The sequence below is a fragment of the Dyadobacter pollutisoli genome (assembly GCF_026625565.1).
In the GTDB taxonomy this organism is placed as follows: Bacteria; Bacteroidota; Bacteroidia; order Cytophagales; family Spirosomataceae; genus Dyadobacter; species Dyadobacter pollutisoli.
In genome coordinates this window covers 1417995-1438013 of the sequence record NZ_CP112998.1, presented here as the reverse complement: position 1 = coordinate 1438013, position 20019 = coordinate 1417995, and the positions used below count along the sequence as shown (strand labels likewise).

The 20019-nt window shown below is 47.7% G+C and carries 12 protein-coding genes; 1 reads left to right on the top strand and 11 read right to left on the bottom strand.

What is annotated here, in order from left to right; genetic code table 11:
- Nucleotides 1-67: 67 nt before the first annotated feature.
- From ON006_RS06020 to ON006_RS05985, 8 genes are all read right to left on the bottom strand, one after another.
- A complete protein-coding gene (locus ON006_RS06020) occupies nt 68-1261 on the bottom strand; it encodes a glycoside hydrolase family 5 protein (protein ID WP_244819385.1) in 1194 nt (397 codons plus the stop codon).
- 86 nt (nt 1262-1347) lie between these two features.
- Nucleotides 1348-2541, bottom strand: a complete 1194-nt coding sequence (locus tag ON006_RS06015) for a hypothetical protein (RefSeq protein WP_244819386.1) — start codon at nt 2539-2541, stop codon at nt 1348-1350.
- Nucleotides 2542-2553: 12 nt separating this feature from the next.
- Nucleotides 2554-4137: a RagB/SusD family nutrient uptake outer membrane protein gene (locus ON006_RS06010; protein WP_244819387.1), complete on the bottom strand. Its 1584-nt coding sequence runs from the start codon at nt 4135-4137 to the stop codon at nt 2554-2556.
- Nucleotides 4138-4216: 79 nt separating this feature from the next.
- Nucleotides 4217-7357, bottom strand: coding sequence for a SusC/RagA family TonB-linked outer membrane protein (locus ON006_RS06005; RefSeq protein WP_244819388.1), 3141 nt, complete (start codon nt 7355-7357; stop codon nt 4217-4219).
- A gap of 590 nt (nt 7358-7947) precedes the next feature.
- Nucleotides 7948-12090 (bottom strand): hybrid sensor histidine kinase/response regulator transcription factor, encoded by a 4143-nt coding sequence (locus tag ON006_RS06000; RefSeq protein ID WP_244819389.1) that lies wholly within the window; start codon nt 12088-12090, stop codon nt 7948-7950.
- A gap of 11 nt (nt 12091-12101) precedes the next feature.
- Nucleotides 12102-14225, bottom strand: coding sequence for an alpha-L-fucosidase (locus ON006_RS05995; RefSeq protein WP_310590182.1), 2124 nt, complete (start codon nt 14223-14225; stop codon nt 12102-12104).
- Between the two features lie 15 nt (nt 14226-14240).
- Entirely contained in the window at nt 14241-14603 is a 363-nt protein-coding gene (locus tag ON006_RS05990; protein ID WP_244819390.1) for an L-rhamnose mutarotase, read from the bottom strand.
- A gap of 11 nt (nt 14604-14614) precedes the next feature.
- The gene (locus tag ON006_RS05985) at nt 14615-14992 is read right to left on the bottom strand and encodes a hypothetical protein (protein WP_244819391.1); all 378 of its coding nucleotides are present in this window, start codon (nt 14990-14992) and stop codon (nt 14615-14617) included.
- Nucleotides 14993-15094: 102 nt separating this feature from the next.
- Here ON006_RS05985 and ON006_RS05980 point away from each other — a divergent pair, with 102 nt between their 5' ends.
- Nucleotides 15095-15982: a helix-turn-helix domain-containing protein gene (locus ON006_RS05980; protein WP_244819392.1), complete on the top strand. Its 888-nt coding sequence runs from the start codon at nt 15095-15097 to the stop codon at nt 15980-15982.
- A gap of 20 nt (nt 15983-16002) precedes the next feature.
- On the opposite strand, the gene ON006_RS05975 is transcribed toward ON006_RS05980, so the two are convergent.
- The 3 genes from ON006_RS05975 to ON006_RS05965 are packed head-to-tail and all read right to left on the bottom strand — an operon-like array spanning nt 16003 to nt 20015.
- On the bottom strand, nt 16003-17067 hold the full coding sequence (locus ON006_RS05975; protein ID WP_374760203.1) for an endo-1,4-beta-xylanase: 1065 nt from the start codon (nt 17065-17067) through the stop codon (nt 16003-16005).
- 50 nt (nt 17068-17117) lie between these two features.
- Nucleotides 17118-19052, bottom strand: a complete 1935-nt coding sequence (locus ON006_RS05970; RefSeq protein ID WP_244819393.1) for an alpha/beta hydrolase-fold protein — start codon at nt 19050-19052, stop codon at nt 17118-17120.
- Between the two features lie 51 nt (nt 19053-19103).
- Complete coding sequence (locus tag ON006_RS05965; protein ID WP_244819394.1) at nt 19104-20015, bottom strand: ThuA domain-containing protein; 912 nt, start codon at nt 20013-20015, stop codon at nt 19104-19106.
- Between the last annotated feature and the right edge of the window lie 4 nt (nt 20016-20019).

Genomic DNA, 20019 nt, shown 5'->3' with positions numbered 1-20019 from the left:
ATCGAGTTACTTTTGCTGCTACGATCCGTATTGTCGGCATTGTCACCTGTGTCCCGCATAAGTCGCGTTATTGAACTCCTGCATGAAGGGCATCGATGGTACGTTGGTCTTTTACCTTGTAATTTTTTCTATCCAGAGTACCACCCGTATCCCACCAGAATGGTATCACGCCGTGTGCGTTAGCCTGCCGGGTTACGTAGGTTATCCAATAGTCAACAGCATCGTTATGCGTTGCCAGATCCAGGGGAACATGTTTACTGCCGTCTCTTCGATAAGCCCCATATTCACCCATCAGCACAGGTACGCCCTTATCGATAAAATTTTCCTTTAACAGTTTGAAGCCTTTAAGTTGTTCATCCTCCTCTCCCCAGGTTGCATTGCGTTCCGGTTCGATGGAGGAATGGTGCCCGGCACCCCAGTAGTAAAACATTTTGCCCCAGCTCGCATCCTCATCCAGTGCCGCAAACTGGAAAGGCGTATAATTATGCGCCTCATAAATCATACGACTTGGCGTTGGGTCAGTAGGCAAAGACTTTACGTCGAATAATTCGACTGGTGCCTGTACAACCAACGCGCGATAAGTATTGCGACCACCCGTAGCACGAACCGCATCAACAAAAGTCTGGTGATATGAGCGCAGCACTGCCATTTTAGTAGCATTGTCGACGTTAGGTTCGTTGGCGCTGGCAAACATGAGATGCTCGTCAAAATCGCGCATGGATGTGGCTATCTGCTCCCAGTAGGCCTTTTGCTTGGCATTAACTGAGTCTTTTTTAGCCGGGGTGCAGTTATTTTCTAGCCATCCTCCATCCCAGTGGATGTTTAGTAGGACGTACATGTCATTGTTTACACAATACCCGACAACCTCTTTGACCCTGTCGAGCCATTTCTGATCGATATGAGCTGTGGCCCGGTTATCCACATGATGCCAATCCCAGGCACAAGGAATGCGGATCGCATTAAAGCCCTTTTGTTTTACAAATTTTATATAGTCTTCCGTAATGACGGGGTTTCCCCAACCCGTTTCCCCACCCGGAGCTTCCATCGTATTCCCAAGGTTCCAACCCATTTTCATTTTAGCGGCAAGCTCCACCGCGTTGCTGCTCATTCCGGTTATGTCGGGTTGTTTAGGTGAAATATTATAGGATGGATATATCTGGCTGAGCTGCTGTGGCTCAGATTTTTCCTTTTCACACGCGGTCAGGCCAGTTATGGTAACAAAAAATATTAAAGCGGGTTTATAGAGACAAGCGATCTTCATGCTATCATTTTGATTTTACATGTAGCTAACCGGACATTGGAAGATCCGCATAGGAGTTTATTATCGCCCCTATGCAGACCTCATTATTACTTCCGGATGTAGTTATGAATTGCAAACTCTGCCTTGTTGGGATCTCTGAATGCCAGCTGCATCCTATCCTCTTTGAGACTGATGACATAAGCCTTGGACCAAACCTGGTCCCTGCCCGTATTCAATGGGACGATATCAACGAAGGATAGCGTCTTGGTTTTGATATCAAAAAAGTAGCCGCCCTGGAAAGTCCCGCTCCTGGTTATCCCTTTTTGGACCACCTTTACCACAGGCTCGGCTGAGCCGCTTCTTAGGCCTAATGTCATCGTGCCGTAATCCTGGGCCGCGCCCATCCAGCTTTGATATTCCGGGTCATATAGCCAGCAATCCCCTCCCGTTTTGGCACATTGATTATCCCAGCCGTAATCGACACCCGAGAAATACAATGGACCTTTGAATTTCGCTGAAACGCCTTTTGCGTCAATGTCAAGCACCCAGGTTTTTTCTTTACCAATCCCCCCGGTGAGCAAGGTAAATATGGGGTCTTTATAATATTCCAGGACTGCCGGGTCAAAAATCCTGATGGAATAACTGATTGTGTCGACTGCTGTCCCATATGTGATTTTGTTCGCCAGTAAAGGGTCAGCGGCGGAAAAATTGCTGGGAACCTTCACGATCACACTCGAATCGGTGTAAACAGCTCCGGCCAAATCAGCTTTTACTCCTTGAAATGCTATATTGAGGGCATTTTTGAGGTTATATCCAACGATGTTGATCGACTGACCGGGCACAATGATGCTGGTCACCGTATCCTTGGGCGCTGTGGCATAATTCCTAACATGAGAAATCATAGGCGGACCGGTAATGTTGATTGTAAACGAAGTTGAACCAGCGCTGTTCACTACTGTCACGACATTGACTTTTTCGCGGGCCACAGAATCAAACGGAATCGAAGGAACCTGCACCACAATGCTTTGGTCTGTAATTAACGTCGGATTAATGTTGGCCGGCCTGCTGCCGAAGTTGACCTGTGAAATCTCTCCCAGATTCTTCCCCAGCACCACCACCCATTGTCCAGCCTTGAGTGTCTCCACAAGGCTGTCGCTGGGCGATGCGGCATAATTTCGTATTTCAGTGATAACCGGTAGTGCGGCTACGTCATTCTTTTCTTCACATGCGGATAGCCCTAAAACACCAGCAATGCAGGAAAACAAAAGAAAACAAATTCTGTTGTATATGATCTTTTTCATTTCTCTTGGTTTTTAAAACGAGTAAGGCACGGGAGCTTCTAACAATTTGGGATTAGCGGTCACCTCCGGCGAGGGTATCGGGAATTTGAATGTCGTGGTGTTGGCAGGCGTCACACTGGCCAGCGTACTACCTTTTGTTACGACACCCTTATCATAATTAAAAAGGATCCGTTCCTGTTCGTTCAGCTTTTTGATAGCTTTCGGCTCATCGTAATAGGAAAGTCTTACCAGATCTTCCCAATAATGCCCCTCGGCTGCCAATTCAACTCTTTTTTCCCTGAACAAGGTTTCAGCATCCAGGGATGTTACCGGAACAAGACCAGCCCTTACACGCACTTTGTTGAAATACATCAATGCGTCCGCATTGGTTGTCGAAGTGTTATTGCCCATTACAGCTTCTGCATAGGTTAAGTACACTTCGGCAAGCCGTAACAATGCATTGTGCTCAATAGAAGATGTCAAGCTCATCGTCGGTGCACTGTTATCGACCCTTGTGCCAATGATGTGCTTTTTCAAACCAGCGTTACCTGTAAATTTAAAACCACCTCCTGCCGCATTCAGCTCAGGGTAATAGTCACCTTTAAGCATGATGGTCGCCTTACGTCTGAGAGAGTCTTCGTTGGCATATTGCTTGTAGAGGTCATAAGTAGGTGCTATGCCAAACCAACCTGCCTGACCGGCCGCCGATATCTCCGTGCCACCGGGCGAATAAACTTGCAGCATGTTTCCTTCAAGCCAGCCGGTGCCCGGTGCCCATTGCAATGCAAATAAGGATTCCTGATTATCGTTATACTGCGTTTTGAACAGATCGGCATAATTGGCCAGCAACGACAATCCGCTTTGTTTGCAGACATTCCCGGCATGCAGTTTGGCGCTATCAAGCAGTGCCTGGTTGCGCGGGCCATTACCTTTTGCATCCACCCCGGCCCAGGTCAGATATACTTTGCTTAACATGCCTTGTGCCGACCAGGTTGTCAGTCGTCCCGCAACATCCTTCGCAGGAAGGTTTTTTGCAGCAAAAAGCAGGTCATTCGCAGCAAATCTGTACACGTCTTCCACCGGATTGCGGTGAACCAGCGGCGAAGTGATGAGCTCTGTATTATCTTCTATAATTGGGATATCTCTCCAAAGCAGGGCCAGATTATAATAGGCAAATGCTCGCAAAAACTTCGCTTCGGCAATGGCGGCAAGCCTGTCTTTTTCAGGGATGGAAGCCGGTGCCTTCTCTTCAATGGCTTTGATGGTCACATTGCAATGCGCGATGATCTTGTACATGCCTTTCCAGTTGGCGATCATAATTTCGTTGCTACCCGTAACTGCAAACGTATGCAGCTGCACAGCGTCTCCCCAATAATTGACGGCCATATTACCGCTAAGCACTTCGCCAATCGGCAAGAAGCAGTTATAATTCCATTCAGCCCACGGCTTGCCACCATACAAGGCGGCTGTCGCCAGTCTGAGGTCATTGGTGGTCTGGTAAAAATTGTCTGCGCTTATCTGGGATAATGGAGGTCGGTCCAAAAAGCTATCACTGCATCCGGCCGAGAACATGGCAAGGCAAAGCCCGGCTGCGGCCATTGTTTTTTTGATTTTCATTGCTCAATATTTTTATAGATTCACATCAAATGGAGAACTGTCTCCGAACATTCGTGTTTGACACCTGTTTCGAAGCAATTTATTTGGTCAACTGCACGCTCGCGCCGACGGTAAACACACGCGGTTGCGGATAGTAACCACTGTCATACCCTGCATTCAGCGGGTTCCACGATCCAATTTCCGGATCTAATCCTTTGTATTTGGTGATCAAGAATGCATTGGACACGTTCACATAAACCCGCAATGAATGAATGTGGGCTTTTTCCAGCAGTTTGTCGGAAAGCGAATATCCCAGCGAAATGGTCTTAAATCTGATAAAGGAACCATCCTCAACATATTTGTCCGACACCCTGTTGTTGCCGTTTGTATTGTCATTTCTGATGCCCGGAATATCGGTGTCAGGATTAACCACATACACGTTACTGATGTCGGTTGCAGGCTTAGTGGGATCAATCAAAGCAAGCTTGGCGTAGTTGTTCAACGCTTTAAGGTACCCGAAGCTGGTCCCTGGAAATTCTCCGTTCATGCGCATTTGATTGAATACCTTGTTACCGTAGTTACCAGTCAGGAATACATTCAAATCAAATTTCTTATAAGAAAACGAATTATTGAGACCAAGCTGCACTTTCGGGATCGGTGAGCCGAGGAAGGTTTGATCGCGCTCATCAATCATCTTGTCGCCATTGATGTCCTTGAACTTAAGGTCGCCGTACCAGATACTACCTCCCGCCGCGCCTACGGGCAGTGGAGCACCGTTCTTGGTCGGCAAAGCATGTGTCTCAAAATCCTCTTGCTTCGCAAAAACGCCGTCTGCTTTGTATCCAAAGAATTGACCTATCGAGTTTCCAACAACCGTCTGGCTATATGGCCATCCTACAAGCGACGCCCCGTCGGTATTCAGTTTCAAGACTTTATTGACGTTGCGGGATACTGTCAGATCTGTCTTCCATGTCAAATCCTTACCCTGAATGTTGGTAGAGCTGATCTTAAAGTCGAATCCCTTGTTGCTGATCGTACCGACATTTACATATGGTGCATCCAATGCTCCCGGAGACCAGCCAACGGCCGTTCCCGAGTAAAATGGCAAAGGGATCTGCATTAAAAGGCCGTCCGTTTTCCGGTTATAAAAATCAACGGAGAAGGTCAGGCGCCAGGACAGCAATGCCGCGTCAAGGCCGATATTGCTGTATTTTGTTTTTTCCCATTCCACATAAGGGTTCCCTATGTTCTCGGTGAGCTGGGATATTCCTGACAAACCGGTGGCAACGGTTGCTAATGTAGATGTATATGCAAAGTCGCGCACGTTCTGGTTATTAGTCAGACCATACCCTACCCTAAGCTTCAATTCATTGATATCCTTGAAATTTTTCAAGAAGTCTTCATTGTGGATTTTCCAGGCAACTGCACCCGAATACGTGGTCACCCACCGGTTTCCGGCCGCAAACCTGGAAGAGCCGTCGGCCCGCACGTTGCCGGTTAGCAGGTATTTGTCAAACAATCCCAGATTCAAGCGGCCAAAGTATGACTCCTGGGCATTCTGGCTTTTTGAACCGGAGTTAGTGGCCGAGGTAGGATCACCACTGCTGATCACCTGCACATTGTTGGACGGGAAATTATTGCGGCCTGCACTTACATTCTCGCCTTTGCTCAACTGCGCCTCATGGCCCACCATGACATTGGCATTGTACCGTTCCTTGAACGTATGCGAATAAGTAAGATAGTTTCTGACCGTTGTATACATGTTTTGACCATAGTTGTAAGATCCGCTGTTGTTAGTGTTTTTCACAAGACCCATCGTGTAGGTTGGGTTGAATCTATCCTCGGTAGCCATTGAAAAGCTGCCCGTAACCTCGTTCCGCAACGTCAGCGATTTGCTGAACAAAATCTCAGCATAGACATTTCCAAATATCTGATTTCTGTTCGCCTGGTCCTTGTTGATCGTCGCAATAGCAAATGGATTGATGGTACTGTTTACCCAACCGTTAGGGTTATACGCACCGCCCCAGCCGCCATCCGCACTCCGCACGGCGATATCGGGAGTCTGGCTGAGCGCCGCGTTAATGACATTTGAACTGGTCGAATTTACGTTCTCCTTGATATTGGCCAGTTGCAGGCTGGTGCCGATCTTCAACCAGTTGGTCGTCTTGTTGTCAAGGTTCAATCTAACGGATATCCTTCTGAAATCCGAGCCGGTGGCAATCCCTTCCTGCTTGAAATACGAACCTGAAAACAGGTATTGGGTTCTGGCGTCACCTCCGTTGATGGTAACCGTGTGGTTAGTCATCGGCGCGTTTCTGAAAAGCTCCTTTTGCCAGTCGGTACCCTTCCCAAGATATTGCGGATTGGCAAATTCCGGCCGTTTATCAAATCCCCAGCCCAAACCGGCATTTCGCTCATTGATGAAGGTGGCGTACTCCTGCAAATTCATGATAGGGATTCGCTTTGGCACTTGCTGGAAACCTGTATAGAAATCGTAAGAGATTCTTGGAGGCGTTACCGCGCCGCGTTTTGTGGTAACGATAATCACACCGTTCGTGGCCTGTGATCCATAAATAGCGGTAGCGGAAGCGTCTTTAAGTACGTCAACCGACTCAATTTCAGAAGGATTGATAGCAGCCAATGGGTTGGTACCAGCGCCCATCGTGGCTGTGCCGCCGATAATCACACCATCGATCACATACAATGGTCCCCCGCCCGCGAAGGAAGATATTCCCCTAATCTGTACTGAAACGCCCCCACCGGGCTGGCCCGATACCTGTTGCACCACCATACCGGCCACTTTTCCCTGTAAAGCCTGATCAATGGTAACCGGGTTCGTTTTACGCAGTTCCACCCCGGACACAGAAGATATCGAGCCGGTAACGTCTTTTCTTTTCGCTTCTCCATACCCGATCACGACCACTTCTGAAAGTGTGGCAATATCGGGTTGAATGGTAATGTTAAATTGCGTTTTGTTGCCCACCGGAATTTGCTCCGACAGATAACCGATAAAGGAAATTTTAAGCACGTCCTCAGGCATTGCCTGGATGGCAAACTTTCCATCGGTATCAGTTGTGACGCCCATCGTTGTTCCTTTCAGCAGGATGGTCACACCCGGCATCAAGCCGCCGGTTTCGTTCTTCACTGTCCCGGACACCTGACGTCGCTGCGCGTGGGTCACCATACAGGAAAACAAAATAAGGGCAGCAACACAGAAGGATCTGTAAATTTTTTTCATCATTGATTTTGCCTTAAGTACGTTACACAATGCAGTTTGAAAACGGATTCCTGTTCTATGTGACAAGCCTGCATTCGGTGCGCGCCTACCTTTGCCAAGCTGGTACATTTTCGAGAATTCCTTGCATCAAAGGTATGCGGTCAGCGTACTTTTGGATGGTATGGATTAGTCCTAATTAAAGTGATAAAAAGTCCACAGATGATCCAAATGCGTAAAATCAGTACATATTTTATCTCAATTAAACTTGATTTTGTAATAGAAGGATGAAGACACAACGCTATCATTAGCGCAGCGCAATGCAATCTTCGTTAAGGAAGAGATAATGTACGGCCAGGGCCAAAACTGTTATGAAAAGGACCGCGGAGGCAAGCACCTCGCCTCAGAATAAATTGCACAGTAAAGCAGCCACCCAACTGATCAATGCAGAAAGCAATACATAGGAAAACACTTCCAGACAAAGAAGTATTGTTAGTTTTCTTTTCATGGGACATCAAAGAATGAATGGCCCAAAAGTAGGGAAACGGATTCTTTGTAAACGGGATAAAACATCCCAAATGATGGTGAAAATTGTCCCGATCGGGTACGTTGCCGGTTTACTCTGCCGCCCGCTTGCCACCTGCATAGGCGGAAGGTAGGGTGTGATACTCTTCCTTGAAGTAGCGTGTAAAATATTTAGGATTGTTAAAGCCGACCTGGTAGGCAATTTCAGAAACGGAAAGCTGGCTTTTTTCCAGGAGTTGCGCAGCATGCTGCAGTCTGATTAACCGTATTACTTCCAGTGGAGACTTGCCTGTAAGTGTCTGGACCCTTTTGAAAAATTGCGAACGGCTCACACCCATTTCACGGGCCAGATCAGTAACACTGAATTCGGCATTCGAGATGTGCTTCTCAATTACCTGAACCATTTCCTTAAGAAACAGCTGATCCAATGAAGTGATCTGAATTTCACTTGCTTTAATCCCATTCTTCGGCGCGAAGAGGGAATGAAGTTCTTCACGAGACGTGATAAGGTTTTTAATTCTTGATTCCAGCACTTGAAAATTGAATGGTTTGCCAATGTATTCATCGGCCCCTGCTTCAAAGCCTTCCAGGCGCTGTTCATCTTCTGATCGTGCGGTGAGTAAAATAACAGGTGTATGGGCCACTCGCTCGTCTGACTTCACCATTTTGCAAAAGTCAAGGCCATTCAATCCCGGCATCATAATGTCGGTCACGATCAGGCGGGGTTTTTGTACTATAGCCTTGGCCCAACCCTCCTCGCCTGTCGAGGCATCAATCACCGAATACGAATGTTTCAGATTGTCTTTGAGATAAAAACGGAAATCTTCATTATCTTCCACGATCAAAATGAGCGGCTTGCCTGTGGAAGCATGTTCGGTTTGAATCCTGACATCGGACAAAACAGGCTGAACAGGCTCGTTAACCACTTCGTGCACCGTGCTGCCCGGCATTTTCAAAGAAAGCATCACTATAAAACAGCTTCCCTGGCCCACTTCACTTTCGACACGTATGGACCCGCCGTGAATCCGAATAAATTCCTTCGTAATGGCAAGCCCGATACCGCTTCCCTGGTTGATGATCGTATTGGGCAGGTCATTCTGAAAAAATCGCTCGAAAATCAAATCGTGTTTCTCCGGGGGAATGCCAATACCCGTGTCTTTGACCCTGATCTCGACCATCCTGTCTTCCCTGGTCTGCTGAACGTCCACCGTTACGGACACCTCTCCAGGTCCCAGCGTAAATTTAATGGCGTTTGACAGCAGGTTAAACAAGATCTTTTCAAGCTTATCGTGATCAAAGATCGTTTCCAGGGCCAGCACATTGGAATTAAAAGTAAGCCGAATCTCCTTTTTATCAGAAAGATCGGAGAACGAGTAAACGGTATCTTTGATGAACAGGATTATATCACCGTCCGAAGGCTGATACCGGAGTTCTTTCTCTTCTAGCTTCCGGAAGTCAAGCAGCTGATTGACCAGGTTCAATAATCGGCGGCCATTTCTTTGGATCAGTTCAAACTGCCTGCGTTCATGAACATCAGTTGCTCTTTCGCTCAGCTTTTCAACGGGTGCCAGGATAAGGGAAAGCGGCGTGCGCAGCTCGTGGCTCACATTGGTGAAAAACTTCGTCTTTAAAATATCCAGCTCCCGCGAACGTTTTGCCTCTTCGCTCGTCTGCCTGATAGCAAACTTCATCCTCTCTCTTTCCTGTATCAACCGGCGAATGGCCAGCAGAAGCAACACGATGGCTACTACATACAAAATATATGCGGTCAGCGATTTCCAGAAAGGAGGCAGCACCTTAATATTCAATGCTATTCCCTCTTTATTCCAAAGTCCATCATTATTCGATGCAATCACCCGAAAAACATAGTCGCCTGCGTCGAGGTTAGTGAAGCTAACTTTGCGGTTGCTTGCATCCGTACCCAGCCAATCTTCATTGAACCCTTCCAGTTTGTATTTGAATTGATTCTTTGCAGGTTGGATAAAGCTCAGCGCCGCAAATTCAATGGAAAAAACGTTGTCGCTTGCATGCAGCAGAATGGGTGGGTTTGTAGTGATCGAGGAATCAAGTGTAAACCTGGCCCCCGCTAAATACTTGGGAAGAATGCTGCGATTAAACAACTGAAAATCAGTAAGCACCAGCCGCGGGACTATACGGTTCTTATCCAGGTCGCGCGGCCTGAATATATTAAACCCATTGACCCCGCCAAAAATCAGCTCACCGCTGCGCATTCTGAGCGCAGCGTCCTCGTTGAATTGCTTGCCTTGCAACCCATCAATTTCAGAATAATTAGTAAAACTCACCTTCAAGCTTGCTTTATCCGATGAAATGGTTGCCGATGACAACCCGTTCGGCGTGCCCAGCCAGAGCTTGCCATCTGCGTCTTCCACCATCGATAGGATCGCATTGTGGGGAAGGCCCTGCTTTTCGGTATAGTTGATAAATGTATTCGATTTCCTTTGCCATACGCTCAGCCCCACGCGGGTCCCGATCCAGATGCGCCCTTTTGAATCTTCCAGAATACCCAAAACGTCATTGCTGCCAAGGGATTTGGGATTGTTCTTTTCCGTTTCATAATGGACGATTTCTCCTGACGTTTTCATCAGTACATCTATTCCAATGGACGTTCCAAACCATATATCCCCGTGGGAATCCTCGAAGATAGTAGGGACATAGGCCGAGTAAAGCGCACGTTGCGCCGGGTGATTGTACTTCGCGAAGGTTTTTGTATTTCGATCAAACAGACAAAGGCCACCGTCGAGGGTGCCGATCCAAAGTCTGCGCTGCGAATCTTCAAATATCTGCCACACGCTTCTTCCCGAAAGGCTTTTGGGCTCTGCGGGATCATGCTGGTAACGGGTAAATTTTTGCCCGTCAAAACTATTCAATCCTCCTAAAAAAGTACCAATCCATAATTGATTTTGATGGTCGAGGCACAGAGTGACGATCACATCGCTGGCCAGGCTCTGCGAATTCTTCGGATCGTGCCGGTAAGTTGTGAATTTTCCGTTAGCCCGGTTGAAGTGTATCAGTCCGCCGCCGTTGGTTCCCAGCCAGAGATTGCCTTTTTTGTCCTCGACAAAGGCATTGATATCATCAAACGGCAGCCCGTAAGGCTTCGAATACCGGTTTATGAGCGGAAACCGCATAATGTTCTTATGAAAATAATTCAAGCCACCTTTGAAGGTCCCCGCCCAAATGATCCCGTCGCTATCTTTGAGCACGGTGGTCACTGCATTATGGCTCAGCGTATGATCATTCTCCGCAGAATGGGACATGTTGGTCACTGCCATCCTTTTTTTGTCCATTACGTCAATACCGCTTTGGCCGTTGGAAATCCAGATATTGCCCTCCGCATCATCGACAACACCTGTGATCATGTCAGAACTGAGGCGCGGAGCTCCAAACGTTTTTCCCAGATGGACTATCTTACCTTGCCGTCTGTTCAAATAAGCGACGCCCATTTCATAATTGGTGGGATACACCCATATATCTCCGTCACTGTCGGCCGTCAGCCGACACTGCAAATAGTCGTTTTTTGTGAGCCTGCGATCGTTGAAAAAATTGAGCCTTTTGGTCACCTTCACACCGTGTTCCTCAAGAACCATATTTTCGACCATCCCATTGGAATGCGCTATCCAGTAGCTACCAACTTTCTCCTGTACGATCGAGGTAACCTTATTACTGACAATGGAAGTCCCATCGCGGTCAGAATGTTTGACGATAATGGATTTTTTGCTTTTCTCATTATAGCAAATCAGCCCTCCATCGTTAATAATAAACCAAAAATTACCCTCCTTATCGGAAACAACAGTTTTGAGATCGTTTGGATTTTTGATCGGATATGCCTTAAAACCCTGTGAAGGGCCTGAAAAAGCCTCCCTTGCCGGGTCATACAAGCAGGGACCTGCAGCGGTAAGAACGCCCATATTGCCTTCTGGCATTTTAAACAAACCGGAAATATAATCGTAAAAAAGAGATGAAGAGTCAGACGCATCGTTACGAAAAACCTTATTGGTGTAACCGTCGAAACGATTAAGGCCCGATTCCGTACCGATCCAGAGAAAGCCAGTCTGGTCCCGGTAAATAGCCGTAACATGCCCGTGCGACAGACCATCGCGTGCGTTGATATGAACGAACCGGTGCTCTTGCCCCAGTGACACGAAAGGGGTATACATCAGTAAAATCAGTATGATCGACCTTACAGACATGGGTAAGCTCAGTCGTTTCACCATTTCGGTTTTCGTTAATGCGTAATCACATCCAGCTCGCCATAGCCAGCCCCATCATCTTCCTGCGTATTCTGCGTGGCCTGCAACTTGATATAGCGGGCCTTGTGCGGCTGAAAACTTTTTGTCTGCCATAATGGATTGTTTTTAATGTTAGAAAATTCCCCTTCTGAGGCCGTCTGCCATTGCTTGCCATCATTTGAAACAAAGAACCGGAAATGCGAAATAATCCCCGCCGTACTTTCCTGCCCCGGAAGATACTTAAAACCGGTCAATGTTTGTTCTTCACCCAGATCAATTACCAGGTCCAGGGGCATCTTTCGATCCCGCGGCTGGTACCAGGCAGTACCCGGATCTCCGTCGATGACGGCCGCCACTTTTTCGTCGCCCACATTAACTACTTTCCAGGTCTTGTGGGAGATATCGAATTTTTCATCCGTCACCGGACTGCTTTGCTGCGATTGCGGGTCAAAAGCAATAGCCTGCAAATGTACTTTTCCCTTGGTTTGGACCGGGCCGGTGTAATGTAACGACTGTTTGGTGGGCAGGCTACCGTCAAGGGTATAAAAGATATCGGATTCGCTATCGGCTGGCTTAATTACAACATCACCCGCCATATTCCTGGTCACAACCGGCGCGGTAAGTACCTGGGGCGCATTGTAAACGCCGATATTGGAAATCAGCGGGCAGCTTTTGGCATCGGTGATCGTAAAGCGCAGCTCTGTCGCCTGGGTGGTGGGCAGGACCAGTATCCGCCTATAGCCAATGGTGGTCTGATTGGCCAGTACCTTCCATTGACCTGCCACTTTTGCTTCGAGGGTAAAAGCTTTTACGCGCTGTCCAAGGGCGATGTATTCCTGCACCAGGAAGCGGTTAAATGTCGTAGGTTTATCAAAATCAATGGTCAGCGAGGCCGATGTTACCTTTTCATCGGTAGCCCAATAAGTATCTTTTTTTCCATCCAGGGCTTTGTCTGCCCCAAATTCTTTGGCATTGACACGCGTGTTGGACGCACTCGCTTTCTTACCTGTCGCCAGGTTTACAGCAAAAGCCTTTTTGACCGCATCAGCCAGTTCCACTACCGCCTTTTCATCCATCTCGTGAATTAGCCCCCTTTTGTCGACCGGAAAATTCAGTAGCAGCGTTCCGTTCCGGCCAAATGAACTATAATAAGTTTTCAGTAGCTGCGGCAGCGTCTTCACCCGGCTATCCTCAGATTCGTGGTAAAACCATCCCGGACGGATAGATGTATTGACCTCGCCTGGTACCCATGCATTACCGTTTTCCAAACCATGATGCAACATGTCCCAGCTCACGTCACCCGTCGCATTCAGTAAACTCCAGTTCTTCTCTCCCACATAACCACCTTCCGTCCCTACCCAGCGAAGATCAGCCCTATCGCCTCCATCATTCCAGATGACGATATTGGGCTGCAATTTACGGATCAGCTTGTAGGTATTAGACCAGTCATAGTAGGTTTTGGCATCAATCTTGCGCGTTTCTTTCGCCCCTCCGTAATAGCCCGAACCTCCGTTGGCACCATCAAACCAGATCTCAAAAACGTCTCCATAGTTGGTGAGTAATTCTGTGAGCTGGTTGCGGAAATAGGTGATGTATTCAGGCTTGCCGTAGTCGGCGTAGTTGCGGTCCCACGGCGAGAGGTATACGCCCATTTTCAAGCCATATTCCCTGCACGCGTCTGCCAATTCGCGCACGATGTCTCCTTTTCCGTCTTTCCACGGCGAATTCTTAACCGAGTACTCGGTGTATTTCGACGGCCATAGACAGAAGCCGGAATGATGTTTGGCCGTCAGGATAATCCCCTTCATGCCAGCCGCTTTACAAACGCGCGCCCATTGACGGCAATCCAGCTTTTCAGGATTGAAAATTTTCGGGTCATCTTCCCCGTAACCCCATTCCTGATCAGTGAACGTGTTGGTCGACAGGTGAATGAATGCATAGTACTCCATTTGTTGCCATTTCAATTGATTTTTGGTGGGTATTGGCCCGAACGGTTTGGGAGCGATGGACTGCCCAAGGCAACTACCCGCGCAATGCACCGCAAGCATGGTGATCAATAAACTTGTCTTGGCGGCCTTGTGTCCAAATCCGGTCATACTTTTAAAAAAACGCTGTTTCATTTCTTTGCTTTGCTTTTATTCCATTTTGTAAATCTGTTCCATCAAGTGCCATTTCTGATCAGCGGTTGCTTCCGTGCCCGTCGCTTGAAATTGGGCCACATATCGCTCCCATTCACTTTGCCGTGGTTTTTTAGAGAGCTCAGCCATGGCATGATCATGGTCAAAACCCTCTACGGTGTCCATGATCATGAATAATTGGGTTCCCAATAGGTATATTTCCATATCCAGGATCCCTACCTCTTTCATTCCCTGCGTAATCTCATTCCAGGCAGCCCCTTTCTGATGTACCTTTTTGTAGGACTCTATCAACGTCGGATCATCACGAAGCTCCATTGTTTTACAAAAACGCCTGAAACGGGCCTCATTTCTTTGCTCCATCTGTCAAACTGTTATCTTTTTCCATCCAATTCGATTATTGTCTTCATTTCCTGCAGGTTTCGGAAAACCACCACATCGGCTTTTGTTCCGATTACCGACATACGCGCCTCCATCAGGTCCCTGACCGTGTTGATCTTTTTTCCATTGAATTCCAGAACGACGTCATTGGGGACAGGCACTTTTTGGGCGAGCTTTCTCAAATGTTCAGAAACCACCCCAAAACGATCCATATCAAAGTTTTTAAAACCAGCCGCAAGCGCTAGCGAGCCTTGTTTCACCCGGAAATCTCCCTTGTTAGTCTGCGCTGACACGTGAAAAGGCCTGAAAATGAGCAGTACGATCAGCATGATCAGGTACGACCGTCCTCGGTTTGAACAAGTAAAATGCATGTCCAAAACTAATCTGCTGTATTTTCAAAAATTGGATCAAAACAGACTTTTTTTTGCCTAAAACAGATTTTTACTATTTTTAGCTACATTTTCTCATGAATAATGAATAAACGGTTTCTGAAACATACTTTGTCGCTGCTCAACACCGACTATGTTAAACTGGATGCGAGATGGAATTACAAAAACGTCATTAGCCCATACCATCGCATCTACTACATTGATGCTGGTGAGGGGAAAATCTCTGACACGTCCAAAACTTTGAATCTCGAAGCAGGCTACCTCTACATTATACCTTCTTACACACTTTGCAATCTGGTTTGTGAAAGCTATTTGAGCCAGTACTTTGTGCAGTTTTTTGAGGAATCTGCCGACGGTACGTCTTTGTTTTCCAATGTTCGTCTGATCCACAGGGTAAAAGCCAGCGATATCGATCGGGTAAACTTTCGTCGGCTGATCGACATCAATCCCGGCCGGGGAATCAATCGTTCTGATAATCCGCAGGTGTATGAGAAAAATATCTACTATAAAGCATATCAGGAGCTTAATAATTATCAGAAAATTTCGGACTTCCTCGAAACCCAGGGCATACTTTTTCAGCTATTGTCCCGCTTTACTGTTCCGGAAATATTCCAGACCCGGCAAGAAAAGATCATTCCTGCCAAAATTCTTGAAACGATGCGGTTTGTGTACGTCAATCTGCATTTACCCCTGAATGTAAAATTACTGGCGGAAAGGGTGAATCTGAACTCGGAGTATTTCTCCCGCCTGTTCGAAAAACATACCGGTACACGTCCCCTGTCGTTCATTTCCGAAACACGCATAGAGCGGGCCGTCCATGTGATGGCGACCAGCCGCGCCTCTATTTCTGAAATTGCTTCGCTGACAGGATTTGAAAGCTTGTCGCATTTTACACGGACATTCAAAAAAGTAACCGGCCGCACGCCCGGTATGTACAGGAAGCAGATATATCACGCTTCTACCGAAGAGTAGCGGCCCGGAAACATCGAGCGTCAGAAATCCACCACTTCATGGAATGCCTGTTTGGGTTGCAAATTCTGGTCAAACAAAAGCGGATAGTCCTTCCTATTGGGCACCGGGAAATTATCCAGCCAAGTCGATTTATCTGACACATTCCAGAATGTAACACCGGTGATCGTGCCCTTGTGCTTGCGGAAAGTATCAAACAGCATCTTGTATTGCGCAGTCTGCCTGGTAACCATTTCGGCCGTCAAAGTACCATTGTCTGTCGGGCGGTGCGCGCGCCGCTCGTGCTCTTTGGGATGAACAGAAACATCCAGTTCGGTGATCTGTACCGCCAAGCCCAGGCTTTCAAACTGGGTAATGGATTTTTCAATCTCGGCGGCAGTGGGTTCATATATTGACCAATGTCCTTGCAGACCTACCCCGTCAATGGGTACTTTCTTTTCTTTTAGTTTTTTCAAAAGTTGAAAGATCTTCTCTCTTTTGGAAGCGCTTTCTGTATTATAATCGTTGTAAAATAATTTGGCTGATGGATCGGCGGCATGGGCATATTCAAATGCTTTCTCGATGTAGTCCTCTCCGATGATCTCATAGAATTTTGAGCGGCGGTAAATGCTGGTACCTGTGTCAGGCACAGCCTCATTGACCACATCCCAGGCGTATATTTTGCCCTTGTAACGGCCTACCACATCGTTAATGTGTTGTTTCAATCGTGCCAGCAGCACTTCTCTACTTACTTGCTTACCGGATGAATCGGTAAAAAACCACCTGGGCGTCTGATTATGCCAGCATAGCGTATGCCCACGCAGCTTCATGCCATTCTGTTGGGCGAATGCGACAATCGCATCTGGACCTTCCCAGGCATATCGGTTGGGCTCTGGGTGGATCGGCCCCATTTTCATCGCATTCTCCGGCGTAATGCTGTTGAATTGGCTCGTGATCAGATCCGCATCAGGGCCTGTCAGGCCTCTTGCCGAAACCGCCACTCCTACCGGAAAGAAGTCTTTGTATGCGTCCTTTAAAGTTTTTTGTGCCAAAAGATTATTGGAAGACAGCAGCATTGAACACAATCCAAAGCCGCTTATTATCCCCATGGTTGAATTTTTCATTAATTCTGCGTTTGATAATGATTTGAGAAACAATACTATTTAAACAGCAGCTGCGAGAACGAGAACAAGTCGTGTCGCCACACCGGCCAGGTATGTCCACCCGGGTATTGGCTGTATTTGTATTTAATGCCCAGCTCATCATACTTGGAAAGCATGATCTTGCAGTTTTTGTAAGCAATGTCTTCCTCACCGCCCATCGATATCCAGAAGTTTTTCAGATTACTATTGATAGTCGTTGCATTGGCTTTGGCAAATTCATAATGCGGGCCGGAAAGCGCTGCATTATTGCCAAACCAGCCCGAACTGAATACGCCTAGCGAGGAAAACAGGTCCGTGTTTTTCACACCGGCATACAATGTCTGTATCCCACCCATAGAAAGCCCCGCCAGTGCCCGGTGCGCTGCATCGGCCTGCACCCGGAAGTTGCTTTCAACGAAGGGCATCGCTCCCAGCTTCAATTCATTTTCGAAGGCTTTCAAAAAGCCATCACCGGCTGTTGCCATACTGCCAGGGCCCATCGGACTTCCCAGGTTTCCGTCCATCATCACTACCAGCATAGGCTTGGCCTTCCCTTCCGCGATCAGATTATCCAGGATCAGGTTCGTTTTCCCCTGGGTGGCCCAGCCCCGCTGGTCCTCGCCGCCGCCATGTAAAAGATACAGCACGGGGTACTTTTCCGTTGATTGGTCGTAGCCCGGAGGCGTATACACATACATTTCGCGCCAGGTGTTACTGGCTTTGGACAAATAACTTTTGACCCTGATTTCTCCATGTGGCACCTCGCGCATGGCATAGTAGCCACCGCCGCGGAAAGGAATTTCAATGCCGCTCGCCATGCGTCCCATGCCGTAAAATGTCTCGCTGGCCGGATCCACCAGCGCTACGCCGTCGATCAGTAACGAGTAATAGTGAAAACCTTCCCCAATGGAATCCGTCGTCACCGACCATACACCGGCGGTATCTTTCACCGCGTCGTATTTTTTACCAAGATCAAACTGTACTTTCTGGGCCTGTGGTGCTTTTACTTTGAATACAACACGATTATCAGGCAAAATCTGCGGGTATTTCGCTGAGCGGATGTTGGTCGACGCAGGTGTTCCCAGAATGGTATATTTAGGTAAAGAGGCTACGTCAACGGGTTTGAACAAAAATTGGGAAAACATATAAAGCCCATTCTTCCAAACTTTGAAATCATGCACACCCGGCTCGATGTAATACACGTGCGGCACCTGATGCTCAAACAGATAATCGTGCGTACGTTTGCTGAACGAGATCAGCCTGTCGTTATCACCGCAGGAGATCCAGAGCAATTTTAGCTTCTTTTTTGCTTCCTCCGGATTCGGCATCAGCTCCTGGGGCTTTTTGGTATTGGGAGCAGATGAAAATCCTCCTACCCAGGCAAACTTATCCAGGTTACCCAGCCCAAAGTTCAGCGACTGCCCGCCCCCCATTGAAAGGCCTGCGATCGCGCGATGTTCGCGGTCGGCGAGTACCGGGTATTTCTTTTCAATGAATGGGATCAGGTCCGTGAGCAGGTCTTTTTCAAAAGTCGCGAATGCTTCCACCTTATCAGGAGCCATGATATTGCCGGTCGCCCGGTCATCTTTCATAGCCCTGCCATTGGGCATGACCACAATCATCGGCTCGATTTTCTTTTCCGCAAACAAATTGTCCAGGATAAGCTGCGGGTTTCCGCCTTTGAGCCATTCCTTTTCATCCCCGCCAATGCCATGCAGTAAATACAGTACGGGGTATTTAGTTTTTTTGTTAAACCCAGGAGGCGTATAAACCAGGGCTTTGCGGCTCGTACCAACGGTTTTGGACGCATATTGAATGCTATCCAGTTTTCCGGCCGCAACGCCTGGACGGGCTGTGTCGAAACCGGTGGGCATTTCCATTTGCATTGTCTGAGCAGAAGCTAGGGTGGTTAGCATCAGCATGCTCATTAATAGTAAACTGAATCTTTTCATTGATTTAGATTTTTAAAGGTTTTCGGTTGATTCTAAAATAACTGTAAGTCGTTACGGGGCCTTAAAAGTATGCTCCGCCCTGAGACTTTGCGTTTTTGCCGTCGGAAAATTCGCCGGTACTGGGCAGCTTACTTTACCGGTAGCCAGCCATTCAGTAGCCCTAATTACTGTGGTCTGATAACCGACACAACGATAGGCGGGTGGATAAAACTCTCCTTTCCATAAATGCCCCATGCTGGAATTGTAAACCTTCCCTGCTCCATAGGCAACAACCCATTCCACCGGCCAGGTTTTCTTTGTGCTGGTACTGTCATAGGCAACCGAGAGCACCGTCAGGTTTTCGGCTGGTCCGCGAGGAAAATAGTATACCTCTGTGTTCGCGGTCTGCCACTGGCTGGGGTAATCCTTGTTGATCGGATGAGGGTTCAGGATTTGAATAAGAGCATTGAACCTGTTTCCATGACCGGTACCCTGTCCCTCGCCCGGCGGGATCCTGGTTATCTGGTTGGAAGGGCCAATTTCGAGCGTATAACCCTCTGAACTTTTACGCCAGCCCAAACCGATCATTTTATCGTATTCTTTCCAATGTGGGAATGCATTGTTGGCCGAATGGAGAATGTACAGGCCGCCCCCTGCTTTCACATACGATTCCAAATTTCGCTCCGCCTGGGTCGGCCACCGAAGCCTGGTATTCTGGATGTTATTGGTGTTCTGGATAACAACAGCATAGTTGCCAAATGTTGGATTCCAGGATTCACGCTGTATCGAATCAGCCGGAATGGTACTGATGTCCACTTCAAAGCGTCCGCTTTCTTCGAGTATCCACTTCGTTACCGCAGAGGTCTGTTTCCAGTCGTGATTACTAAACCCATCTACGATCAGCACGGGTATAAGCCCGGTTTTCTGTGCCTGCGCAGAGCAAAGGGACAGGCAAATCAGCGCGAGGAGAAAAGGTTTGTGCATGGGC

Coding starts and splice junctions, on each gene's coding strand:
- ON006_RS06020 (WP_244819385.1), bottom strand. CDS start 1,261: ATGAAGATCGCTTGTCTCTATAAACCCGCTTTAATATTTTTTGTTACC.
- ON006_RS06015 (WP_244819386.1), bottom strand. CDS start 2,541: ATGAAAAAGATCATATACAACAGAATTTGTTTTCTTTTGTTTTCCTGC.
- ON006_RS06010 (WP_244819387.1), bottom strand. CDS start 4,137: ATGAAAATCAAAAAAACAATGGCCGCAGCCGGGCTTTGCCTTGCCATG.
- ON006_RS06005 (WP_244819388.1), bottom strand. CDS start 7,357: ATGATGAAAAAAATTTACAGATCCTTCTGTGTTGCTGCCCTTATTTTG.
- ON006_RS06000 (WP_244819389.1), bottom strand. CDS start 12,090: ATGGTGAAACGACTGAGCTTACCCATGTCTGTAAGGTCGATCATACTG.
- ON006_RS05995 (WP_310590182.1), bottom strand. CDS start 14,225: ATGAAACAGCGTTTTTTTAAAAGTATGACCGGATTTGGACACAAGGCC.
- ON006_RS05990 (WP_244819390.1), bottom strand. CDS start 14,603: ATGGAGCAAAGAAATGAGGCCCGTTTCAGGCGTTTTTGTAAAACAATG.
- ON006_RS05985 (WP_244819391.1), bottom strand. CDS start 14,992: ATGCATTTTACTTGTTCAAACCGAGGACGGTCGTACCTGATCATGCTG.
- ON006_RS05980 (WP_244819392.1), top strand. CDS start 15,095: ATGAATAAACGGTTTCTGAAACATACTTTGTCGCTGCTCAACACCGAC.
- ON006_RS05975 (WP_374760203.1), bottom strand. CDS start 17,067: ATGGGGATAATAAGCGGCTTTGGATTGTGTTCAATGCTGCTGTCTTCC.
- ON006_RS05970 (WP_244819393.1), bottom strand. CDS start 19,052: ATGAAAAGATTCAGTTTACTATTAATGAGCATGCTGATGCTAACCACC.
- ON006_RS05965 (WP_244819394.1), bottom strand. CDS start 20,015: ATGCACAAACCTTTTCTCCTCGCGCTGATTTGCCTGTCCCTTTGCTCT.